We start from the raw sequence: 18,723 nt of genomic DNA on the forward strand, positions 1-18,723 counted from the left end.
GCTGTCCTTAGTACGAGAGGACCGGGATGGACGCACCGCTGGTGCACCAGTTGTTCCGCCAGGAGCATCGCTGGGTAGCTATGTGCGGCCGGGATAAGCGCTGAAAGCATCTAAGCGTGAAGCCCCCCTCAAGATGAGATTTCCCACAGCACAAGCTGGTAAGACCCCTTATAGATGATGAGGTAGATAGGTTCGGGGTGGACGTGCGGCAACGCATGGAGCTGACGAATACTAATCGGTCGAGGGCTTAACCCAATACTATACAACGTGAACAACATGATTTTTCCATACAAAGCGCAATGTTTTTTCTGATTCAGTTTTCAAGGTATAATATATAAGCCTATTTTTATGTTGTCTATGGAGAGTTACCCAAGAGGCTATAAGGGGCTCCCCTGCTAAGGGAGTAGACGGGTCAAACTGTGCGAGGGTTCGAATCCCTCACTCTCCGTCAGTTTTTATTTGACTTTGGAATACTTTTTTAAATGATAATAATGGCGGTGTAGCTCAGCTGGCTAGAGCGTACGGTTCATACCCGTAAGGTCGGGGGTTCGATCCCCTCCGCCGCTACCAGCCTATTCATTATGGATAGAATGGAAGAATAAAGGGGCATAGTTTAACGGTAGAACAGAGGTCTCCAAAACCTCCAGTGTGGGTTCGATTCCTACTGCCCCTGCCAAATTTAAATAAATACAATGGCGGTCGTGGCGAAGTGGTTAACGCATCGGATTGTGGCTCCGACATTCGTGGGTTCGATTCCCATCGATCGCCCCATAAGGTCCCAGTAGCTCAGTTGGATAGAGCAACGGCCTTCTAAGCCGTGTGTCGGGAGTTCGAATCTCTTCTGGGACGCCATTTTTATAATGTTTTTAGTACGGAGGGATACCGAAGTGGTCATAACGGGGCGGTCTTGAAAACCGTTAGGGTGCAAGCCCACGCGGGTTCGAATCCTGCTCCCTCCGCCATTTTTTACGTTTAATACCGATAATATCGGCTACTTACATAAACATCAGCCACACAACGAAAACCTCTTGCCTTTATACGCATAAAAGGCAAGAGGTTTTCTTATTTACATAACAGGGCAACAAGGCGATCACCAGCGCATGCGGTTTGTTGCTAGCCAGGTTTCTATATAATTCATTGTGTTTTTATGCGGCATGACGAGAGGTAAATATGTCCATACTAAAGGTGAGAAGGGTGGAAAACCATGAACGGGTGGACAATTACTTTCATCATCATTTTATGTATGCTGATCATTTTGCTGATCATTTTATGGACAACCTCCATTCGAATTCAAATTGTTTATAAAAGAGAAAATGAAAACGACCGTTTTGAAGTTGAAATTTCGATATGGAGAGGCTTACTGCGCTATCATTTAAACATCCCTCTTTTGGATCTGCAAAGCTTAACCAAGGGAGTTACTATGTCCCATCGAGCCAAGAGTGCTGACGGTGATAATATAAGCCGGAAAAGAAAGGAGAGAATAACTCCGCACACGGTATATAGACTTCGGGAGCGTTTTTTGGGATTGTTGGATAACATTCATGATTTCAGTGAAATTTTAAAACGTACACTTAAAACCATACGCTGTGAAAGGCTTGAATGGACAACCCGGGTTGGAATAAGGGAAGCCTCAGCTACCGGTACCTTGACGGGGCTGGTGTGGGGAGTAAAAAGTGGGATTATTGCAGTAATTGCTCATTATATTAGTATGTACGCTATTCCACGCCTTCAGGTGATTCCGGACTTTAACAATGAGCAGTTTAATACGCAGTTTTTGTGCATAGTTAAATTTAGGCTCGGGAATGCTATTATCGCAGGTATTCGTCTTCTTCTCAATTTACGTAAAGGGCGTGAGAGTTATGGATCATCCGATTGAAAATTTAATGAAAACTGCGATGGAAAACATTAAAGAGATGGTTGATGTGAATACAATTGTTGGCGAACCCGTGGAAACTCCAGACGGAAGTGTCATTCTACCGGTTTCAAAAGTTGGATTCGGTTTTGCCGCCGGCGGAAGCCAGTTCGAAGGCGGAAATGACGGGACGAAACTAAATGGCACGGATGCGAAAGGCAAATCAGAAATGCCTTTTGGCGGAGGAAGCGGCGGAGGCATTTCCATAACACCGGTTGCGTTTTTAGTCGTAAGTAAAGATGGTATCCGGTCGATTTCCCTTCAGGGCCAATCGCATTTGTATGAACGTATGTTGGATTTGGCACCAACCGTGATTGAAAAAATACAGTCTATGATAGGCAATGAAAAAAGCGGAGACGTGATTCAGTAGACGGCAAAGAGAACTTTTTAAAATTAGGATAAAGGAATGGCAAAAAGAGCACCTTTCCAGTGCTCTTTTTGTTTTAAATAAGCTTGAATTATTTCTTACTAATGGTAAGCAGCAAGTCATTCGTTTCGATTGAATCACCGGCGGCTACGTGGATTTCCTGAACAACTCCGTCAAAAGGAGCCTGCATGGTTGTTTCCATTTTCATCGCTTCTGTTACCATGACGTGCTCGCCTTTTTTAACTTTGTCGCCTTTTTCGACCATAACTTTCAGGACTTTACCCGGCATTGAGGCACCGATTTGCCCCGGATTTGCCGGATCGGCTTTGGCACGCTTCAGAACGGTAACTTCGGCGGAGGCGTCACGTATGTTAATTTCCCGTGGTTGGCCGTTTAACTCAAAATAAATCGTTCGCATGCCATCAGGACCGCTCTCACCTATTGAAACAAGCTTTACGATAAGTGTTTTTCCCTTCTCAATGTTGACGGCAATTTCTTCTCCCAGACGCAGTCCGTAGAAAAACGTTGGTGTGTCAATAACCGATACATCACTGAATTCGTCCTGACGCTTTTTCATATCCAGGAACACCTGCGGGTACATAATGTAGGACAATACATCAAATTCAGTGACTTTTCTATCCAATTTTTCTTCAAGCATAGCTTGAACTTCTTCAAAATTAACCGGCGGAAGCAGTTCGCCCGGACGGCTTGTGAAAAAGTCGCGTCCTTTCAAAATAATCTGCTGCAATTTTTCCGGAAAACCGCCATAAGGTTGGCCAAGGTAGCCCTGGAAAAAGGTAATGACGGACTCAGGGAAATTAATATGTTCACCCTTTGTATATACGTCCTCTTCCGTCAGGTTATTTTGAACCATGAAAAGAGCCATATCTCCAACTACTTTAGAGGATGGAGTCACTTTAACAATATCGCCAAACATATGGTTGACAATGGTATACATTTTTTTGACTTCATCCCAGCGATCTCCCAGACCGACCGCTTTGGCCTGCTGTTGCAGGTTCGTATATTGCCCGCCTGGCATTTCATGTTTATACACTTCGGCATTGCTTGCTTTCATTCCTGTTTCAAACCCGGCATAATACTGACGGACATCTTCCCAATAATCGGCAAGCTGCTGGTAATGGTCCTGATTAAACCCGGTTGCCCGTTCATTATGTTCCAGAGCGGAAACAAGGGAATTCAGGCTCGGCTGGGAGGTGAGGCCGGACATGGAGCTAAGCGCCGTATCCACGATATCAACTCCTGCCTCAGCCGCTTTCACTAACAAAGCGGCTCCATTTCCGCTCGTATCGTGCGTATGCAAATGAATAGGAATTCCTATTTCTTCTTTGAGCGCTTTAATCAGCGTATAGCCTGCGTACGGCTTAAGTAATCCGGCCATGTCTTTAATGGCAAGGATGTGAGCTCCGGACTTCTCCAGTTCTTTCGCGAGATTTATATAATACTGCAAATTATATTTATCGCGCTTTGGATCAAATATATCCCCTGTGTAGCAAATGGCTGCTTCCGCAATCGCATTCGCTTCACGGACAGATTCGATAGCAAGTCGCATTCCTTCCACCCAGTTGAGGCTGTCAAAAATTCGGAATACATCAATCCCTGCCTCAGCTGATTTTTGAATGAATTTTTTTATGACATTATCGGGATAATTCGTATATCCGACCGCATTGGCTCCGCGGAATAACATTTGAAACAGGACATTAGGAATTTTTTCGCGAAGCTGGATCAAACGCTCCCATGGGTCTTCATTTAAAAACCGCATGCTTGTATCAAAGGTGGCCCCGCCCCACAGTTCAAGGGAAAATAAGTCGGGGGCCAATTTTCCGGTAGCTTCCGCGATTTGCAGCAGGTCATACGTTCTTACCCGGGTTGCAAACAAAGATTGGTGAGCGTCGCGGAACGTTGTATCTGTAATAAGCAGTTTTTTCTGCTCTTTAATCCATTTCACCACACCTTCAGGTCCGCGTTCGGATAAAATTTGTTTGGTTCCTGAAGGATATGATTGCTTGATAGAAGTAACGGGAATACGCGGTTCATTAAAGGCCGGTTTTTTATCCGATTTGGGCAGTCCCGGGTGGCCGTTGACAATCGTTTGCCCGATGTAGGTCAGAATTTTTGTTCCCCGGTTGTGTTTCGTTGGGAATACAAAAAGCTCTTTATTTGTATCAATGAAAGACGTATCGTATTCACCGCTTAAAAAGTCGGGATGCTGCACCACATTTTCCAGAAATGGAATGTTCGTCTTAACGCCGCGAATCCGAAATTCCTTAAGCGTGCGAAGCATTTTGCTGGCTGCCCGCTCAAATGTAAGCGCATGGGTTGACACTTTTACGAGCAGCGAATCATAGTGTGGCGTGATGCTCGCACCCGGTGCCCCAATCCCGGCATCCAGACGGACACCGAATCCGCTGGCTGAACGGTAGGCGAGAAGGCGGCCTGTATCCGGAAGGAAATTTTTTTCCGGGTCCTCAGTAGTGACTCGGCATTGGATCGCATAGCCCCGCATCTGAATGCTTGACTGGGACGGAATATTTAATTCCTTATCTTCCAATGCATACCCTTCCGCAATCCGGATCTGTGATTGCACAATGTCAATGCCTGTGATCATCTCGGTAATGGTGTGTTCAACCTGAACACGTGGATTTACCTCAATAAAATAAAATTTCCCATCTGGCGTAACAAGGAATTCAACGGTGCCCGCGTTCACATATCCACATGAACGGCAAAGACGCAGGGCAGCGTCGCATATATCTTCGCGCTGTCTTTCTGTAAGAGACAGGCTCGGCGCAACCTCTACCACTTTCTGGTGGCGCCGTTGAATCGAACAGTCCCGCTCAAACAGGTGGACAACATGTCCGTATTGGTCAGCGAGAATCTGAACTTCGATATGCTTGGGCTTCTCAAGGTACTTTTCCAGGTATACGGCCGTATTACCGAAAGAGGATTTCGCTTCCGAACGAGCCCGGTCAAGCGCTTCCTGCAGTTCACTGGCTTTGCGGACGATACGCATCCCGCGCCCACCGCCTCCGGATGCAGCTTTTATGATGATCGGATAGCCGTTTTCTTTTACAAAACGCAGGGCATCCTCTAATTTACTAATCGGTTCCGCCGTTCCCGGAATAACGGGGATGTCCGCTTCAATCGCCATCTGGCGGGCGATTACTTTATCGCCAAACATTTGAATATGACGGGAGTTCGGTCCGATAAAAACAATATTTTCTTCTTCACAGCGTGTAGCGAATTGTTCATTTTCAGATAAGAAACCGTATCCGGGATGGATGGCATCTACATCATGGCGTTTTGCCATTTCAATGATCGCTTCAATGTCCAGATAAGCTTCAATCGGCCCTTTACCGAGCCCGATCTGGTACGCTTCATCTGCCTTAAAGCGGTGCAGGGCAACATTATCCTGTTCAGAATAAATGGCAACCGTACGAATTCCTAATTCGGTACAGGCACGGAAAATTCGAATGGCAATTTCTCCACGGTTTGCCACAAGTACTTTCCTGAACTTTTTTATTTCTGGCATTGACCTCTCCCTTTCTATCTCCAAGTACTAGCATACTATATGTTAACTATAATAACACAGATAATTGAATATTTATAACACATAAAATTATGATAATAGAACCCAAATGATTCTGTCGGATTTTTTCTTGTATAATAGAATGATGTGAATGGTAGAGAGGTGTAAAAAAAACTATGAAAGAGAAACAGCCTGCCAGAACCGCCCAGGTACTAACGTTTGCAGCCACCGGCGGGGAAGGGGAAGAGAATATACGTAATTTGCTTCGACAAAAGCACGGTATTTCACGCAGTTTGCTCGTAGAATTAAAACATGTGAAAGGCATTCGCTTGAACGGAAAATCGACGTATCTGGATCATCCGCTGGTGGCGGGAGATACTGTGGAACTTTATCTTCCGGAAGAAGAGTCGGAAAATATTGTGCCCGAGCCGATTCCTTTCGCGATTGTTTATGAAGACGAGGACGTTCTCGTTGTAAACAAACCTCCTGCTATGTGTGTCCATCCGACAATGCTCCATGGACAGGGAACATTGGGTAATGGCGTCGTGTATTATTGGCAGCAGCAGGGGATTTCACGCAAATTCAGGCCTGTCAACCGGTTAGATAAGGATACATCCGGACTGATTATTATTGCAAAAAGCCAGTTTTCTCACCAACAGTTGGCCATAAGCCAGCAGCAGAATCAATTGGTCCGGCACTATGAAGCGCTCGTTCATGGCCGTCCGGCCCATAATGAAGGAACGATAGAGGCACCGATCGCACGCAAAAATGATTCGCTGATGGAACGCATGGTAAGTGAGAACGGGCAGTGGGCCCGTACGCACTACCGGGTACTCGCGTATTATGAGGCGTTTACCCATGTTTCGCTTACATTGGATACGGGTCGTACCCACCAAATCCGCGTCCATATGAGCCATATCGGCCATCCACTTCTAGGTGACGACCTTTATGGCGGGAGTAAAGTCATGATAAAACGTCAAGCGCTCCATGCAAAAAAATTATCTTTTCCACATCCGCGCCATAAAGAAATGATGTCGTTTGAAACACTGCTTCCGGACGATATGAACAGTTTGTTTTAAAGAAACGCCGCTTTACCTTTCCATCAAAAAAGAAGTAAGATCAAGTGGGATGGAGAGGGGGGAATTCATTGAAAACGGCGATAAAATTGAGCCCATTTATTTTGCTTATTCTTGGGTTGGCGATGTATAACTTTTCGATTTCGCATCAGGCGCTGAACGGGGGGAATGAGCGGGTAAAAACATTGTTTATAACATTGGAAATTATTATTCCGCTTATCGCGAGCGCTGCGGCCCAACAATTTAAGAGAGCCCAAAATAACCGATTTCTATTTGGGATGTTTGGCTTATTTGCAGGATTTTTAATTTCGCTCGATCTGTTTGTTGTTGCTATGTACAGAGAAGTATAGAGTTTCGAGATGCGGAAGGCTAGCGCCGGCACCTGCTGCTTGGCGCTAGCCAGTTTTCTTTATGAGCAAACTTATCAGATAATTTTTATTTAAATGTAATTTTTTGTTGCGATTAGGCTTTAAAGTATAGGAGAACATGCTATAATAAACCTATTTAGTAGGCTGTATAAATCAGAAGCTAAAATCCGTAGAGGAAATCGGAGAAGAAAAATAGGGGGTTGCGTATGAAAAAGAAGTTGATAGGTATTTTTCTTGCCGCACTGATGATGATGTTAAGCGCGTGTGGAGCAGGTTCACAACAAGCGTCCAAAACATCCACGGACGGAAAAACGGACACGGGAAAAAGTACAGAAAAAGTGTATAATATTGGAATAAGCCAGATTTTGGAACACCCTGCTTTGAATGATGCGCGGGACGGATTTATCAAAGCGCTAAAAGATAACGGATTCGAGGAAGGCAAGAATCTGAAAATCGATTATAAAAACGCGCAAAACGACATGTCGGCAAATAATACCATCGCCCAGGGATTTGTGGCCGATAAAAAAGATTTGATTCTCGGTATATCCACACCAAGTGCGCAGGCTGCTCTGCAGAATACAAAAGATATTCCGATCATATTCACCGCGGTATCGGATCCGGTTGGAGCAAAATTGGTTACTAATTTAGAAAAACCGGGGAAAAATGTGACGGGGAATTCCGATACTCCTCCAAAAGCTATTACGGATATTGTCCAGTCAATGAAAGATTTCTTTCCGAAGGCAAAAACAGTCGGTATCATCTACAACAGCGGAGAAGCGAACTCTGTTGCCAATGTTAAAAAAGCGAATGAAGCGCTGAAAAGTGTCGGCCTTCAGTCAAAAGAAGCAACCGTCACGAATACGAATGAAGTCAAACAAGCGGCGGAATCGCTTGTCAGTAAAGTGGACTTGATTTACGTACCGCAGGACAATACGGCAGTATCTGCCATTAAATCCATTATTGCTGTGGCGGAAAAGAATAAAATCCCGCTTTTTGTCGGGGAAAAGGATTCGGTGCGGAGTGGAGGCTTCGCCGGTATGGGATTTGAATATTCCGATCTTGGATACGCAGCCGGTTTAATGGCTGTTAAAATTCTGAAAGACGGGGCTAAACCGGGTGATTTAGCAGTTGAATACCCGAAAGATTTAAAACTTGTAATTAACAAAAGTGCAGCCAAGGCGATGGGAATAGATATAAACAAGCTTCCAAAAACCGCGATGGATAAGTGGAAGCCTGAAATGCTGGACGGGAAATAAAGCTGTAAGAAAAACGGATAGAGCAGGAAGACTTGAGAAAGGGGGCGTCGGCCTCCTTTCTCCTCCCTCCTCACATTACAGAACATCAGCGAGGATTGAAAGGAGGATCTCATGAGTGTAGCCATTATGGGTTCAGTCGAATCCGGTTTAATTTTTGCCATCCTGGCAATTGGTGTGTACATTACATTTCGTATTCTTGATTTCCCCGATTTGACGGTGGACGGGAGTTTTGCGACGGGAGGAGCTTTAGCCGCCACGATGATTTCATCCGGCTATTCGCCGCTGCTTTCTACGCTGGCTGCTCTTATTATTGGGTGTGTGGTAGGCGCCCTGACAGGTCTCCTTCACACAAAAGGAAAAATTAATGCGTTGCTTTCCGGTATTTTATCGATGATTGCTCTTTACTCGATTAATTTACGCATTATGCTGGATAGAGCGAACGTGCCGCTTCTGGGAGATGATACGATTACGTCCCAGATTCAGGACCATTTATCAAAGTTGGGCGTTTTTTCTTTGTTTACCGTTCTTGCTATCATTGTGTTGATTATTAAACTTTTGATTGACTGGTTTTTGCATACGGAAATTGGCCTCTCTATCCGGGCAACGGGAAACAATGCCCGCATGATTCGCAGCTTTTCGACGAACACGGACAATACCATTATTGTGGGGCTCAGCCTTTCAAACGGACTGGTTGCCCTCTCAGGTGCGATATATGCGCAATACCAGGGATTTGCTGATATTTCGATGGGAATTGGGATGATTATTATCGGCCTTGCTTCAGTTATCATCGGTGAAGCCATATTCGGGGATCGTTCCATTCGCCGCGCCACTCTTTCAGTCATTGGCGGCGCAATTGTTTACCGTCTTGTCGTGGCACTGGCCATGCAAATCGGTCTTAAACCTTCCGACATGAAATTAATGACGGCGCTCATTGTCATCGTAGCCCTGATTATGCCTAAAATTTCTGCTTCCATGCGTGAACGAAGGCGCCGCGCTGAACGGAGGAAGACGTTATCGGCACGTGGCGGTTCCGTACCTCTTGAAAATGGTGAGGTGAACAGCAATGCTTAAATTAACGAATATTTATAAGGTGTTTAATGAGGGGACCGTAGATGAAAAGGTATCGTTAGATCGCGTAAACCTTGAATTGAAGCCCGGGGATTTTGTCACCATTATCGGCAGTAACGGAGCGGGAAAATCGACGTTAATGAATATTATTTCGGGTGTGCTGCTTCCCGACTACGGAACCGTTGAGATCGACGGCAATATGGTGAATCATCTTCCGGAGTATAGGCGAGCCCCTATGATTGGGCGGGTTTTCCAGGATCCGATGGCGGGGACGGCACCGGCGATGACTATTGAGGAGAACCTTGCGTTAGCCTACTCCCGTGATAAAAAACGTGGATTGCGCCGGGGAGTTACGGCGAAGCGGCGGGATGAATTCCGCACGTATCTTCAATCCCTTCATCTTGGACTGGAGGATCGGTTGAATGCCAAAGTAGGGCTTCTATCCGGCGGGGAGCGTCAGGCTTTAAGTTTGCTGATGGCTACGTTTACCGAGCCGAAGGTGCTTTTGCTTGATGAGCATACGGCGGCGCTTGACCCGGCACGGGCCCAGCGTATTACCGAGCTAACCGAAGAGATTGTGAGCAGGCAGAAGCTGACAACCCTTATGGTTACGCATAATATGCAGCAGGCGCTTGACCTTGGGAATCGCTTAATCATGATGGATAAAGGCAATATTATTTTGGATGTTCCCGAATCTGAGAAACAACACCTCACAATCGAGCGATTGCTTGATGAATTTCAGCGTCTGCGCGGTGAAAAGTTCGCCAGCGACCGGGCGGTGCTGGCATAACTCACACAGGCAGTGTTCTTATCAACTAAAGAAAACCCGCCAGCCGATAACATATCGGCTGGCGGGTTTTCTTTACGATTTCTTCAATTGCAAGGACCGGCGTGCTTGTTTCTTTTTTCTGTAAAGATGAAGTCCATAAAATACAAGTGTATAACATAAAACAGACATAACCAGTCCGTTGGTGGCACTACCGATAAAAAAGGCGATCCCTTTTTCCTTGACTAAAGTCCACAGAGCAAGTAAATTAAAATCACTCGCATGGCGGGCCTGCTGTTCAAGAGTACGGCCGATTAACCTGTTGCCTACACTTAAATTGATGACAAAGAAAAGAGGAAGCATAAACTTTCCCATAATAAACCCAATGAGTGACGCGGTAAAATTACCGCGCAATAAAAGGTTTAACGGATAAAGGAGTAAAAAAGCGATCCCTAGCGTAGGAAGAGTGATAAATTCAATAAAAATACCGAGTGAAAAACTCCGGGCCACAATAGAGGGAGCACCTTTCGAACGGAGCAATTTTAAATACTGGAGTTTTAGCTTCCTATACACGTTTTTCCACATTTTTCTTCCTCGCTTTTTTAACAAACTGTTGTTGCCTTACTATATATTATTATAGCGAAAAAAATTCATGATTGTTAGCTAATATTGCTTTTTATTTTGAGTTTTGTTACGCATAATGAAGGGTAGTGATAAAACAAATGATTACCCTTGGTAATGCTTAGAAGCAGCATGGGGGAGAGGTGCAATGGTTCAACTGTCCATTGAAACGGAAGAGGACGTCATTATGGCGGCAACGCTTGGAAAAACAATTGCCTGTGAAATGGGATTTTCCCCTGTTGACCAAACAAAAATCGCCGTCGGCATATCAGAAATAACGCGTAATATTATTAATTATGCTTATCACGGGCGGATTTATTTTCACAAAGGGGAAGATTATATAGAAATAACGGTGCAGGATCGGGGACCGGGTATTGAAAACTTGGCGGAAGCTTTGAAGGATGGCGTTACAACAGGGAAGGGTCTCGGCCTTGGTCTATCCGGAACGAAACGGCTTATGGATGAATTTCACATTGAAACGAAGGTAGGGGTCGGTACAACAGTCCGGATTCGAAAATGGATGGAAAGAGAAAAAAGAAACGAGTAAGGCTGTCGTTAGATAAACCATTAAATAGGGTAAGATAACGTATGAAGATTTGAAGGAGTCGATTGTAATGAACATACCTGAAAAAATCTTAAATGCTGTTGTCGTTCCACGGTTAAATCAACTTTCACCCGACATCCATTTTCACCACCTTCGCTGTAAAGCAGGCTACTTGATCATAGAAGCGACCATCCGATCGCGTGCCGAGTGGTATGATTGTTTTTATACCGTGAGCGTGATTGATGTTCGTTTTGATGTAAATGGACGCTATTTGGTGCTTAATTATATTGAGGACTTCTATCATCAAACGGTTCCGCTGGGGAAAAAGTTATTCCGTGAAGCCGAAAGATTTTTTAACAAAAGCATTGGCGGCAGCACTTTGTTGATGAATAAGTTAAAAAACACAAAGGACGTTCATATTTCGGAAAATCGTATCACGATTCAGCTCAGCCGTCTCGTTGAGATGTACCCGATGCTGCAGAAGGTCACGGTTACCGGTATTCAACCGCAAAACGGTTATCTGTCGCTTGAATTACAGGTTCCGCCCGATGTTTCACTTCCGGATATGGACTGGCTGCAGCAGTTACCGGATGAAGATGACGAGACGGTAGAGGCCGAACCGAACGCAAAAGATGCTCGGCAAGGGGATGGATTTGGTTTTGCAGGTGGCGGAGAACTCATCGTTCTTGAACGGGAGCATCAGCGTTTTTATGACCGGCTGCGCAGAAAAATAGAGGAGTACCTGCGCGACAGGATAGGGGATGCCAAGTCCGAAAAATTGGCGCCGTATCTTTTATTAGCACCTGACTTATTTGTATTGTTAGCACGTTTACTAAAAGACGACCGGGTCTCACCAAAGTCTAAATCCATTGCCATGCTGGCCGTTGCATACTTTATTTCCCCGCTGGACATTATTCCTGAAATATTTCTCGGTCCATTGGGATTTGCCGACGATGTGGTGGTCAGTGTGATGGCGCTCAATAAAATACTTGGGGATACGGATAAAGAAATCATTGCTGAACACTGGAACGGCAAGGAAAACATTATTGAGGTAATCCGGGACGTGCTGGCGAAGGCAGATTCACTGATTGGCAGCGGCCGCCTGAAAATGATAAAAAATTTATTTACATCAAAGAAATAAAGGTAGCTATCTCTTACCCAAGAGGTAGCTACGCCAGAGTTTGTCAATTTCCGTTTGAAACTGCCGCAACAGGTGTAAGCTCCTTTATCACTGCAATTTCATCACAGCTCGGAAATTTAGAGCAGTTGATGCAATCTTTCCAAACTTTATGGGGAAGTGTTTCTTTTTCCACCACTGTAAACCCGCATTTATCAAAGAAGGTCATCTGGTATGTTAACGCCATGATACGGTTAAGCCCAAGGGATTGTCCCTCTTCCACGAGATGGGCTACTAATTTTTTCCCCAAGCCTTTTCCGACCGCTTTCTGCGAAATGGCGAGTGAACGAATTTCGGCTAAATCTTCCCATAGAATATGGAGCCCTCCCACCCCGAGGATGCCTTCTTTTTCCGACACTTCTCCCGTATCATCCACTACCACTGAAAAACAATGAAGCGTCTCGCAGAGTGATAGCTTGGAACGCGGCAGCATTAATCCCTGCTGCGCGTATTCGTTAATCAATGCCATCATTCCGTCAAGGTCCTGTATTTTTGCCTTTCGAATTACCATGCCGTTACCCCTCCACATAAAGTTGTTGCATATTTATTCATTGTATGAATTAAATATACATCCCTTGTATGTCGGTGTCCAGAGGTAATTTTAGCGGATGTGTGGTTACGTTAGCCAGCGAGCTAAAAAAAATGCGGCGGCTGCGGCGAGACTACCGACCATAGTGGTTTGAAATGCACTTTTAACCGGGGATGTTCCGGTGAATTTTCCTTTTATATAGCCGAAGATGAACAGGACAAGCAACGTGATAATAATAGAAACGTTTAAAGCGGCGGCGGGCTTTGCCATTAAGATGTAAGGAGATAAGGGAATAACGCCGCCAGCTATGTAGGATAGGGCGATGGTCAGGGCGCTTTTACGCCCCCGGCCCGGATCCGGCGGTTCTAAGCCGAGTTCGAATTTCATCATGAAATCAACCCATTTATCAGGATGTTTACGCATAGTGGAAACGATCGACTGAATTTGCTCCTCTTCTAAAGCATATTCCCGGAAAATTTCCGCGACTTCCTCGGCCTCACGCTCCGGCAGTTCAATGACTTCATGATGCTCGCGTTTTAACTCAGATTCATAATGTTCTGCATCCGTCCGGGCGGCGAGATATCCACCCAGCCCCATCGCAATGGAACCGGCGGCAATTTCCGCTGCTCCGGCTGTCAGGATGAGCGTAGTGGAATCGACCGCGCCGGACAGGCCGGCCGCCATAGCGAACGGAACAGTCAGCCCATCTGCCATCCCGATGACTATGTCTCTCACGGTCTCGGACGCGGTGAAATGCTTTTCAACGTGTGGGGTGTTGGCCATCGTTTCATATCTCCTCTATAAAGTGGTAGTTATGTCTTTACTTTCTACTATACCAAGTTTTCGCGCGTATATATTCTCCCTTTTTTAAAACACAGCCAGTCTCCACTTCCCCGTAAGGGAAGACTCCTGCAAAAAATAAAATGGTTTATTCCAGTGCCGCACCATTTTTTGGGCTTACGTTCGGCTGCGCTCACGTTGCAGAATGTAAAACGTAAGTAAACCTATTAAAAATGTACAAAAAAGTAAATTGACCGCCCATGGTGCCAGAGAACATGGTATTATATACGAGATGAGACTAAGATGCAAAGGAGTCTTGGAATGGAAGGGTTAGTCTACACGCCAAGCAGCATGTTAAAAAAGGTATTTCGGGAAGGGGAGAGATCCCTCTCCAGGCAGGAATTGCAAAATCGACTGCAGAATACACATGAGACAAGCCTTATTACACTGCAATTATCTGCTGAACAGGTGATTGAACAGGCGGTCGCCGATGAATTGTCCCCCTTTCATATTGGAGGTTCACATGCCGTTATTGAGATAGATGGGGTGTATCGCGACCATATAGCGGACGAGCTTGTGCGATATTTTTTAGAAACGAAGGCTCCGCTGACCAGAGAACAATGCCTCAAAAAACTTCGGCGAAATAATCTTGTATCCTACAGCTATGATGGAAATAAACTGCCGCTTTTCCATGATGCCCGTTTTGTTCAGTTTAACGGTTCTGATCTGTGGTATCTTTCGCGCTGGAATGTAGCCAATGATGAGATTTACAGCTACTTGACAGACCGCGGGATTAAGCAGCTTCCGATTGCTCAACTCCATATGATTGTCGAGCACGAATTGGGTCTATCGCGCCGGGAATTTGTTTTTGTGCCCGAGGGGGATCCCCGGTTTCGCGTAATCGATGGTTTGGTTATCGTTTCGTACACGGATGAAATCAATCATGATGAAAATAAAGAGAAATCAGCCGTACAAATCAATCAACACGAAGAGGAGGTTGCTGTTACAATGGCAAACGATGTGAAAACAGCAAGTATATGGGAGGATATTTTGTGCAACGCACAGGACTCGATTGAGAAGGTCGAACAGCGCATTAAAGAAATGGAAGAAGAAGTATTGGATCATTTTAAACAAAACAACATGGCAGCTATATCCCAACTTGTAGCGGAAAAGGAAAAAAACGAATCGATTGTAAAAGCTCTTGAGAAGGTTATGGAACTTGTAAACGCATAACGGGAGGAACTGACTATAAGATTAAGGATGGCGCTGAGGATGGACATTATCGAAGGCCTTGACTTATTGGAACGTCGTTTTGACAGATTGCGGTCACTTATTGATCATAAACGGCTGCAGATTGAATGTATGGAAGAGGACGTGCGCCTATGTTTTCAGGAAAATGATATGGATCGAATCGCTCAGCTTGCCCTCGAACGAAGACAGTTGCTTGCCTTTATATCCGCGTTGGAAGGCTTCATAAAGAAATGGGAAGTACGCTGGCAGGACCATGAAGTGTCAGACTGGCTTTCGGATATTGGTCTGCCCACCGAACGGACAACAGTTTTATAGCGTTATCTTCCGGTTGGCGGAAAATTTCCTCAGGAATAGAAAAGGACAGAGCCGGTGCAGAACACGGCAACTGTCCTTTTTTCTGCGATAAGCAACCGATAGAAAACGATTCACGTTGATAGTAAGGAGGTGTAAGCATCGATTCCGTATTTATGGGCCAGCATGTTGTCGTATGTGTCGTCCATCCACTGATTTTCTTCCTGATAAGAATGACTGGTTGCTTTACGTTCCTTCCGCATCGAACTTGTTCTTTCTTCGGATAAGGATTGGGGCCTGAGATCAGCTGAGGTTTTTATCGAACAGCTGATACACGTTTCTACGATTTCATCCCAGTTGGCAAAACTCATCATTTTTGCCTCCCTTCTTTTTTAAATTCGCCAGGCTGGTACACGTGTGCATAACCCTTGGTAAGAAATCGGAATACATCCTCCTTTCTCTTTATTACATCAATTATATAAGAAATAAAGAAAATCGTACAGGATAACACAAAATATTCAGATTTATTATCAACGCAGATAAAACAGCAGCAGTTGAAACAGTAATGGAATGTATGATAAGATAGTTACTGTCTTCATATAGTCCCAGTAGCTCAGTTGGATAGAGCAACGGCCTTCTAAGCCGTGTGTCGGGAGTTCGAATCTCTCCTGGGACGCCACTTTGTAAAGTTTATCCACTTTACTTTTTGCGATGGATGATATAAAATACATCTTGTGCGTATCGATGGATAAAACACACGAATGATACTAAAAATGAAAATATAAGAAGTGTGGGCAGTCGCTGTTCGTGTTACGCGGGCAGAGGAAAGTCCAGGCTCGCCCGGGCTGTGATGCCCGGAGTGTTTATGCCTATTGCAAGGTAGGGCAGCCGCGAAATCGGCTGACGGCGGTGAAATCAGCTACGTCCTTTTGCGGGATATGCTGAGACTAGCCTGAAAGTGCCACAGTGACGAAGCTCAATTGGAAACGGTTGAGGTGGAACGAGGTAAACCCCATAAGCGAGCAACCCAAATTTTGGTAGGGGCACTATCCTGAGGGAACTGAACCGTACGGATAGACAGAAAGTGATTTCTGTAGATAGATGACTGTCCCTTCTTCGTACCAGGCTGGCAGCCGTTATGAGTACAGAAGGACAAAACCTGGCTTACAGCACTTCTTATAGCCATATATTATCGAAAACCGCTTCTGTATACGAAGCGGTTTTTTGCATAGGGAAGGGGTTGAATGGTACGTGAGCATTCAAGTAATTTTGCAGACTTTGCGCAGGAGGTACAGAGATTAGTAGCGATTGATAAATTGGACAGCTTTATTGGCATGAAGGATATAAAAAAGCGCATATATGAGTGTTAATGACGATTGAGCAAGCTGATGTTGACCGCGAATAACAATTGAAAAGCACAAAGACACATGCTTCGATCGATGCGTCTTTGTGCTTTTTTCCGGTTATTTTAGTTAGATCCTTTGGCAGCTCGTTGCACATTAAGCTGTTCCTCAATCCATTTGTTCTTTTCATCAATTAAATATTGAAGGACCTCACTCTTTTCTCCGCGCACTTCCAGAAGTAAATCTTGCGCGGTCAACAAATCGTCGCGGGTTAGCTCGAAATAATCGTTTGAAGAGGTTGGATTGAGCTTGCGGTCGAGTGAATAATACAAATTATGATTCGGCATGACCCAGCGTTTGCTTGTTTCTTCAATTCCGGATAGCAATTGTAAAGCTAAGTCTTTTTTAACGGGGTCACCGTCAAAAAGGTAAGCCTCTAGTATGTAGTTCATGTTGGCTGTCTGATGGTTTAGAGACGTATGAGAGACATGAGTACCGTCCGTGTAATCCGGAATTAAAATCCCATGTTTGCCTGTACGAATGCCGTATTTACGAATATAACCTGTCTGGTATGTATCCCATTTTTTTAGGGCCTGCTTTACATCCGGGTCGTTTGTTTGTTTGGCATAGTTTAGCAGAAACGTGACATTGTCGGCATTTCTTCGATTATCCATATACTCGTAGCCAATTTTGTATGTTTTATATAACCAGCCCTCCGAGCGCGGGTAGGTCGGCCAAAAGCCCTCAGGATTCTGGGTGTTGACCGAACTGTAGGCCAGATGAGTGGCGATATCATAAAAAAGATTTCCATTTTCTCCAGAAAAATATGACAGCGCCTGGAGCCCATCCAGGTTGGCCGGATTGCGATAAAAAGAATGGGGAGTATATGGATTGTAGGTTGAATCCGGTGTTGGGTAGTACTGCCCATCCACACCTAATTTTTTAGTCGTTTCGAATTCCATAGCGGCAGCAGCACCGGAAACCGTCTTATCTTCCCAATTGATCAGCGGCTGGCCGGACAAAATCCCCCAGGTGTCTGATAAATAAGAAGCTTCGGCTGGCAAAGGAATGAGATAAGAAGCGGACTCCCCGTTCGATTTAATGGTAATCGGCCGCTCCTTGTTGATGACCTCATCATATGTTGTATAGCCCAACGGTTTAAAAGCCGTGACATTGCCAATTCGATAGTGCAGAAACGTTCCATCTATATATAAAGAGGAAGAACTTGATGAAGGCAGCCCGATCGAACGCCATTTACCGGAAGACAGTATTGCGGTTTTCGTAGAGCTATCAAAAACTGTGATTTTCAGCGTGATTTGATTGGATTGTTTGCCGGGGTAGTTTCGGACAAAGTACATAACGTCCCCATTTTTCAATTGGATAAAGGTGATCCGAAAGTTTTTCTCTCCCTGTTTATAAAAATACTGGGTGTAGACAGCCTGATCGTGCTTTTCGACAGTTACAGACGGTTTGACAGTGGATGTCCATCCTATTGCTTCAACCGTATAGTCTATCATTTGATCGTGGTTGATATCATAGGAAAAAAATGAAGCCGAACGCTCATGGGCCTCAGCGCGCACAGGAGAAGTGAGTACGGTAAGAGAAGAGAGTAAGGAGAAAATGAACAAGCGGGTGAGCCCTTTTTTTGGTGTATAGGAAAGTGTACCTTTCCTACACGCATAAGTGCAACTAAGGCTATCGCCTGGCCTTTGGCTTGGCGATAGCCAAGTTTTCTTTATTAGATTCATAGGGTGGCCTCTTTCTAAACGGGATTACTCCATAATTTTTACATCAAGCAGAAAAATCCTTCTTTGTTACCTGATATAATGA

At 44.9% G+C, this 18,723-nt stretch carries 18 protein-coding genes, 7 tRNA genes, 1 rRNA gene and 1 other RNA gene; 21 read left to right on the top strand and 6 right to left on the bottom strand.

The genetic code is table 11. The annotated features are described in order from the left end of the window. The 9 genes from H525_RS0112135 to ytfJ form a co-directional block, all read left to right on the top strand. A 23S ribosomal RNA gene (locus H525_RS0112135) occupies positions 1-255 on the top strand; the annotation flags it as partial. 104 nt (positions 256-359) lie between these two features. Continuing rightward, positions 360-448, top strand: a tRNA-Ser gene (locus H525_RS0112140). Between the two features lie 45 nt (positions 449-493). Next, positions 494-570: transfer RNA gene (locus H525_RS0112145), tRNA-Met, on the top strand. Between the two features lie 32 nt (positions 571-602). Continuing rightward, a tRNA-Trp gene (locus tag H525_RS0112150) sits at positions 603-676 on the top strand. A gap of 19 nt (positions 677-695) precedes the next feature. Continuing rightward, a tRNA-His gene (locus H525_RS0112155) sits at positions 696-771 on the top strand. A gap of 4 nt (positions 772-775) precedes the next feature. Continuing rightward, positions 776-852: transfer RNA gene (locus H525_RS0112160), tRNA-Arg, on the top strand. Positions 853-873: 21 nt separating this feature from the next. Next, a tRNA-Ser gene (locus H525_RS0112165) sits at positions 874-962 on the top strand. A gap of 242 nt (positions 963-1,204) precedes the next feature. Next, positions 1,205-1,876, top strand: coding sequence for a DUF2953 domain-containing protein (locus H525_RS0112170; protein WP_027416448.1), 672 nt, complete (start codon positions 1,205-1,207; stop codon positions 1,874-1,876). After that, positions 1,860-2,282: a GerW family sporulation protein gene (ytfJ, locus tag H525_RS0112175; protein WP_027416449.1), complete on the top strand. Its 423-nt coding sequence runs from the start codon at positions 1,860-1,862 to the stop codon at positions 2,280-2,282. The genes H525_RS0112170 and ytfJ overlap by 17 nt, the downstream gene beginning before the upstream one ends. An 88-nt stretch (positions 2,283-2,370) precedes the next feature. Here ytfJ and pyc read toward each other — a convergent pair whose 3' ends face one another. Then, a complete protein-coding gene (pyc, locus tag H525_RS0112180) occupies positions 2,371-5,826 on the bottom strand; it encodes a pyruvate carboxylase (RefSeq protein ID WP_035100891.1) in 3,456 nt (1,151 codons plus the stop codon). 173 nt (positions 5,827-5,999) lie between these two features. Between pyc and H525_RS0112185 the strand changes: the two genes are divergently transcribed. From H525_RS0112185 to H525_RS0112205, 5 genes are all read left to right on the top strand, one after another. Beyond that, the gene (locus H525_RS0112185; protein ID WP_027416451.1) at positions 6,000-6,902 is read left to right on the top strand and encodes an RluA family pseudouridine synthase; all 903 of its coding nucleotides are present in this window, start codon (positions 6,000-6,002) and stop codon (positions 6,900-6,902) included. A gap of 68 nt (positions 6,903-6,970) precedes the next feature. After that, a complete protein-coding gene (locus tag H525_RS0112190) occupies positions 6,971-7,249 on the top strand; it encodes a hypothetical protein (protein WP_027416452.1) in 279 nt (92 codons plus the stop codon). A gap of 224 nt (positions 7,250-7,473) precedes the next feature. Continuing rightward, positions 7,474-8,523 carry an ABC transporter substrate-binding protein gene (locus H525_RS23840; RefSeq protein WP_035100894.1) on the top strand — a complete coding sequence of 350 codons (1,050 nt, stop codon included), beginning with the start codon at positions 7,474-7,476 and terminating at the stop codon, positions 8,521-8,523. 111 nt (positions 8,524-8,634) lie between these two features. After that, positions 8,635-9,594 carry an ABC transporter permease gene (locus H525_RS23845; RefSeq protein ID WP_051330997.1) on the top strand — a complete coding sequence of 320 codons (960 nt, stop codon included), beginning with the start codon at positions 8,635-8,637 and terminating at the stop codon, positions 9,592-9,594. After that, entirely contained in the window at positions 9,587-10,381 is a 795-nt protein-coding gene (locus tag H525_RS0112205) for an ABC transporter ATP-binding protein (protein WP_027416453.1), read from the top strand. The genes H525_RS23845 and H525_RS0112205 overlap by 8 nt, the downstream gene beginning before the upstream one ends. Positions 10,382-10,453: 72 nt before the next feature. On the opposite strand, the gene H525_RS0112210 is transcribed toward H525_RS0112205, so the two are convergent. Beyond that, positions 10,454-10,942, bottom strand: coding sequence for a DUF2062 domain-containing protein (locus tag H525_RS0112210; RefSeq protein ID WP_027416454.1), 489 nt, complete (start codon positions 10,940-10,942; stop codon positions 10,454-10,456). 184 nt (positions 10,943-11,126) lie between these two features. On the opposite strand from H525_RS0112210, the gene H525_RS0112215 reads away from it, so the two are divergent. Together H525_RS0112215 and H525_RS28650 are read left to right on the top strand one after the other, a co-directional pair. Further along, a complete protein-coding gene (locus H525_RS0112215; RefSeq protein WP_027416455.1) occupies positions 11,127-11,525 on the top strand; it encodes an ATP-binding protein in 399 nt (132 codons plus the stop codon). Positions 11,526-11,592: 67 nt separating this feature from the next. Continuing rightward, complete coding sequence (locus H525_RS28650) at positions 11,593-12,663, top strand: YkvA family protein (protein WP_245590477.1); 1,071 nt, start codon at positions 11,593-11,595, stop codon at positions 12,661-12,663. Positions 12,664-12,706: 43 nt separating this feature from the next. On the opposite strand, the gene H525_RS0112225 is transcribed toward H525_RS28650, so the two are convergent. Further along, on the bottom strand, positions 12,707-13,210 hold the full coding sequence (locus H525_RS0112225; protein ID WP_155837247.1) for an N-acetyltransferase: 504 nt from the start codon (positions 13,208-13,210) through the stop codon (positions 12,707-12,709). 105 nt (positions 13,211-13,315) lie between these two features. Then, positions 13,316-14,011, bottom strand: coding sequence for a VIT1/CCC1 transporter family protein (locus H525_RS0112230; protein WP_027416458.1), 696 nt, complete (start codon positions 14,009-14,011; stop codon positions 13,316-13,318). A 318-nt stretch (positions 14,012-14,329) separates the two neighbouring features. Between H525_RS0112230 and H525_RS0112235 the strand changes: the two genes are divergently transcribed. Next, positions 14,330-15,241, top strand: coding sequence for a hypothetical protein (locus H525_RS0112235; RefSeq protein WP_027416459.1), 912 nt, complete (start codon positions 14,330-14,332; stop codon positions 15,239-15,241). Positions 15,242-15,280: 39 nt separating this feature from the next. Continuing rightward, positions 15,281-15,574: a hypothetical protein gene (locus tag H525_RS0112240; RefSeq protein WP_027416460.1), complete on the top strand. Its 294-nt coding sequence runs from the start codon at positions 15,281-15,283 to the stop codon at positions 15,572-15,574. Positions 15,575-15,684: 110 nt separating this feature from the next. On the opposite strand, the gene H525_RS0112245 is transcribed toward H525_RS0112240, so the two are convergent. Further along, positions 15,685-15,924 carry a hypothetical protein gene (locus tag H525_RS0112245; protein WP_155837248.1) on the bottom strand — a complete coding sequence of 80 codons (240 nt, stop codon included), beginning with the start codon at positions 15,922-15,924 and terminating at the stop codon, positions 15,685-15,687. A gap of 228 nt (positions 15,925-16,152) precedes the next feature. Here H525_RS0112245 and H525_RS0112250 point away from each other — a divergent pair. The 3 genes from H525_RS0112250 (at position 16,153) to H525_RS29010 (ending at position 16,920) form a co-directional block, all read left to right on the top strand. After that, positions 16,153-16,229 (top strand) — tRNA-Arg (locus tag H525_RS0112250). A gap of 107 nt (positions 16,230-16,336) precedes the next feature. Continuing rightward, an RNA gene (gene rnpB / locus H525_RS26360) (RNase P RNA component class B) lies at positions 16,337-16,722 on the top strand. A 72-nt stretch (positions 16,723-16,794) separates the two neighbouring features. Next, a complete protein-coding gene (locus H525_RS29010) occupies positions 16,795-16,920 on the top strand; it encodes a hypothetical protein (protein ID WP_281172617.1) in 126 nt (41 codons plus the stop codon). A gap of 98 nt (positions 16,921-17,018) precedes the next feature. Here the strand turns inward: H525_RS29010 and H525_RS0112260 are convergent, their stop codons facing one another. After that, positions 17,019-18,521, bottom strand: coding sequence for a hypothetical protein (locus H525_RS0112260; protein ID WP_027416462.1), 1,503 nt, complete (start codon positions 18,519-18,521; stop codon positions 17,019-17,021). Positions 18,522-18,723: the final 202 nt, after the last annotated feature.

The sequence above is a fragment of the Aneurinibacillus terranovensis DSM 18919 genome, from assembly GCF_000430625.1.
Lineage (GTDB): Bacteria > Bacillota > Bacilli > Aneurinibacillales > Aneurinibacillaceae > Aneurinibacillus_B > Aneurinibacillus_B terranovensis.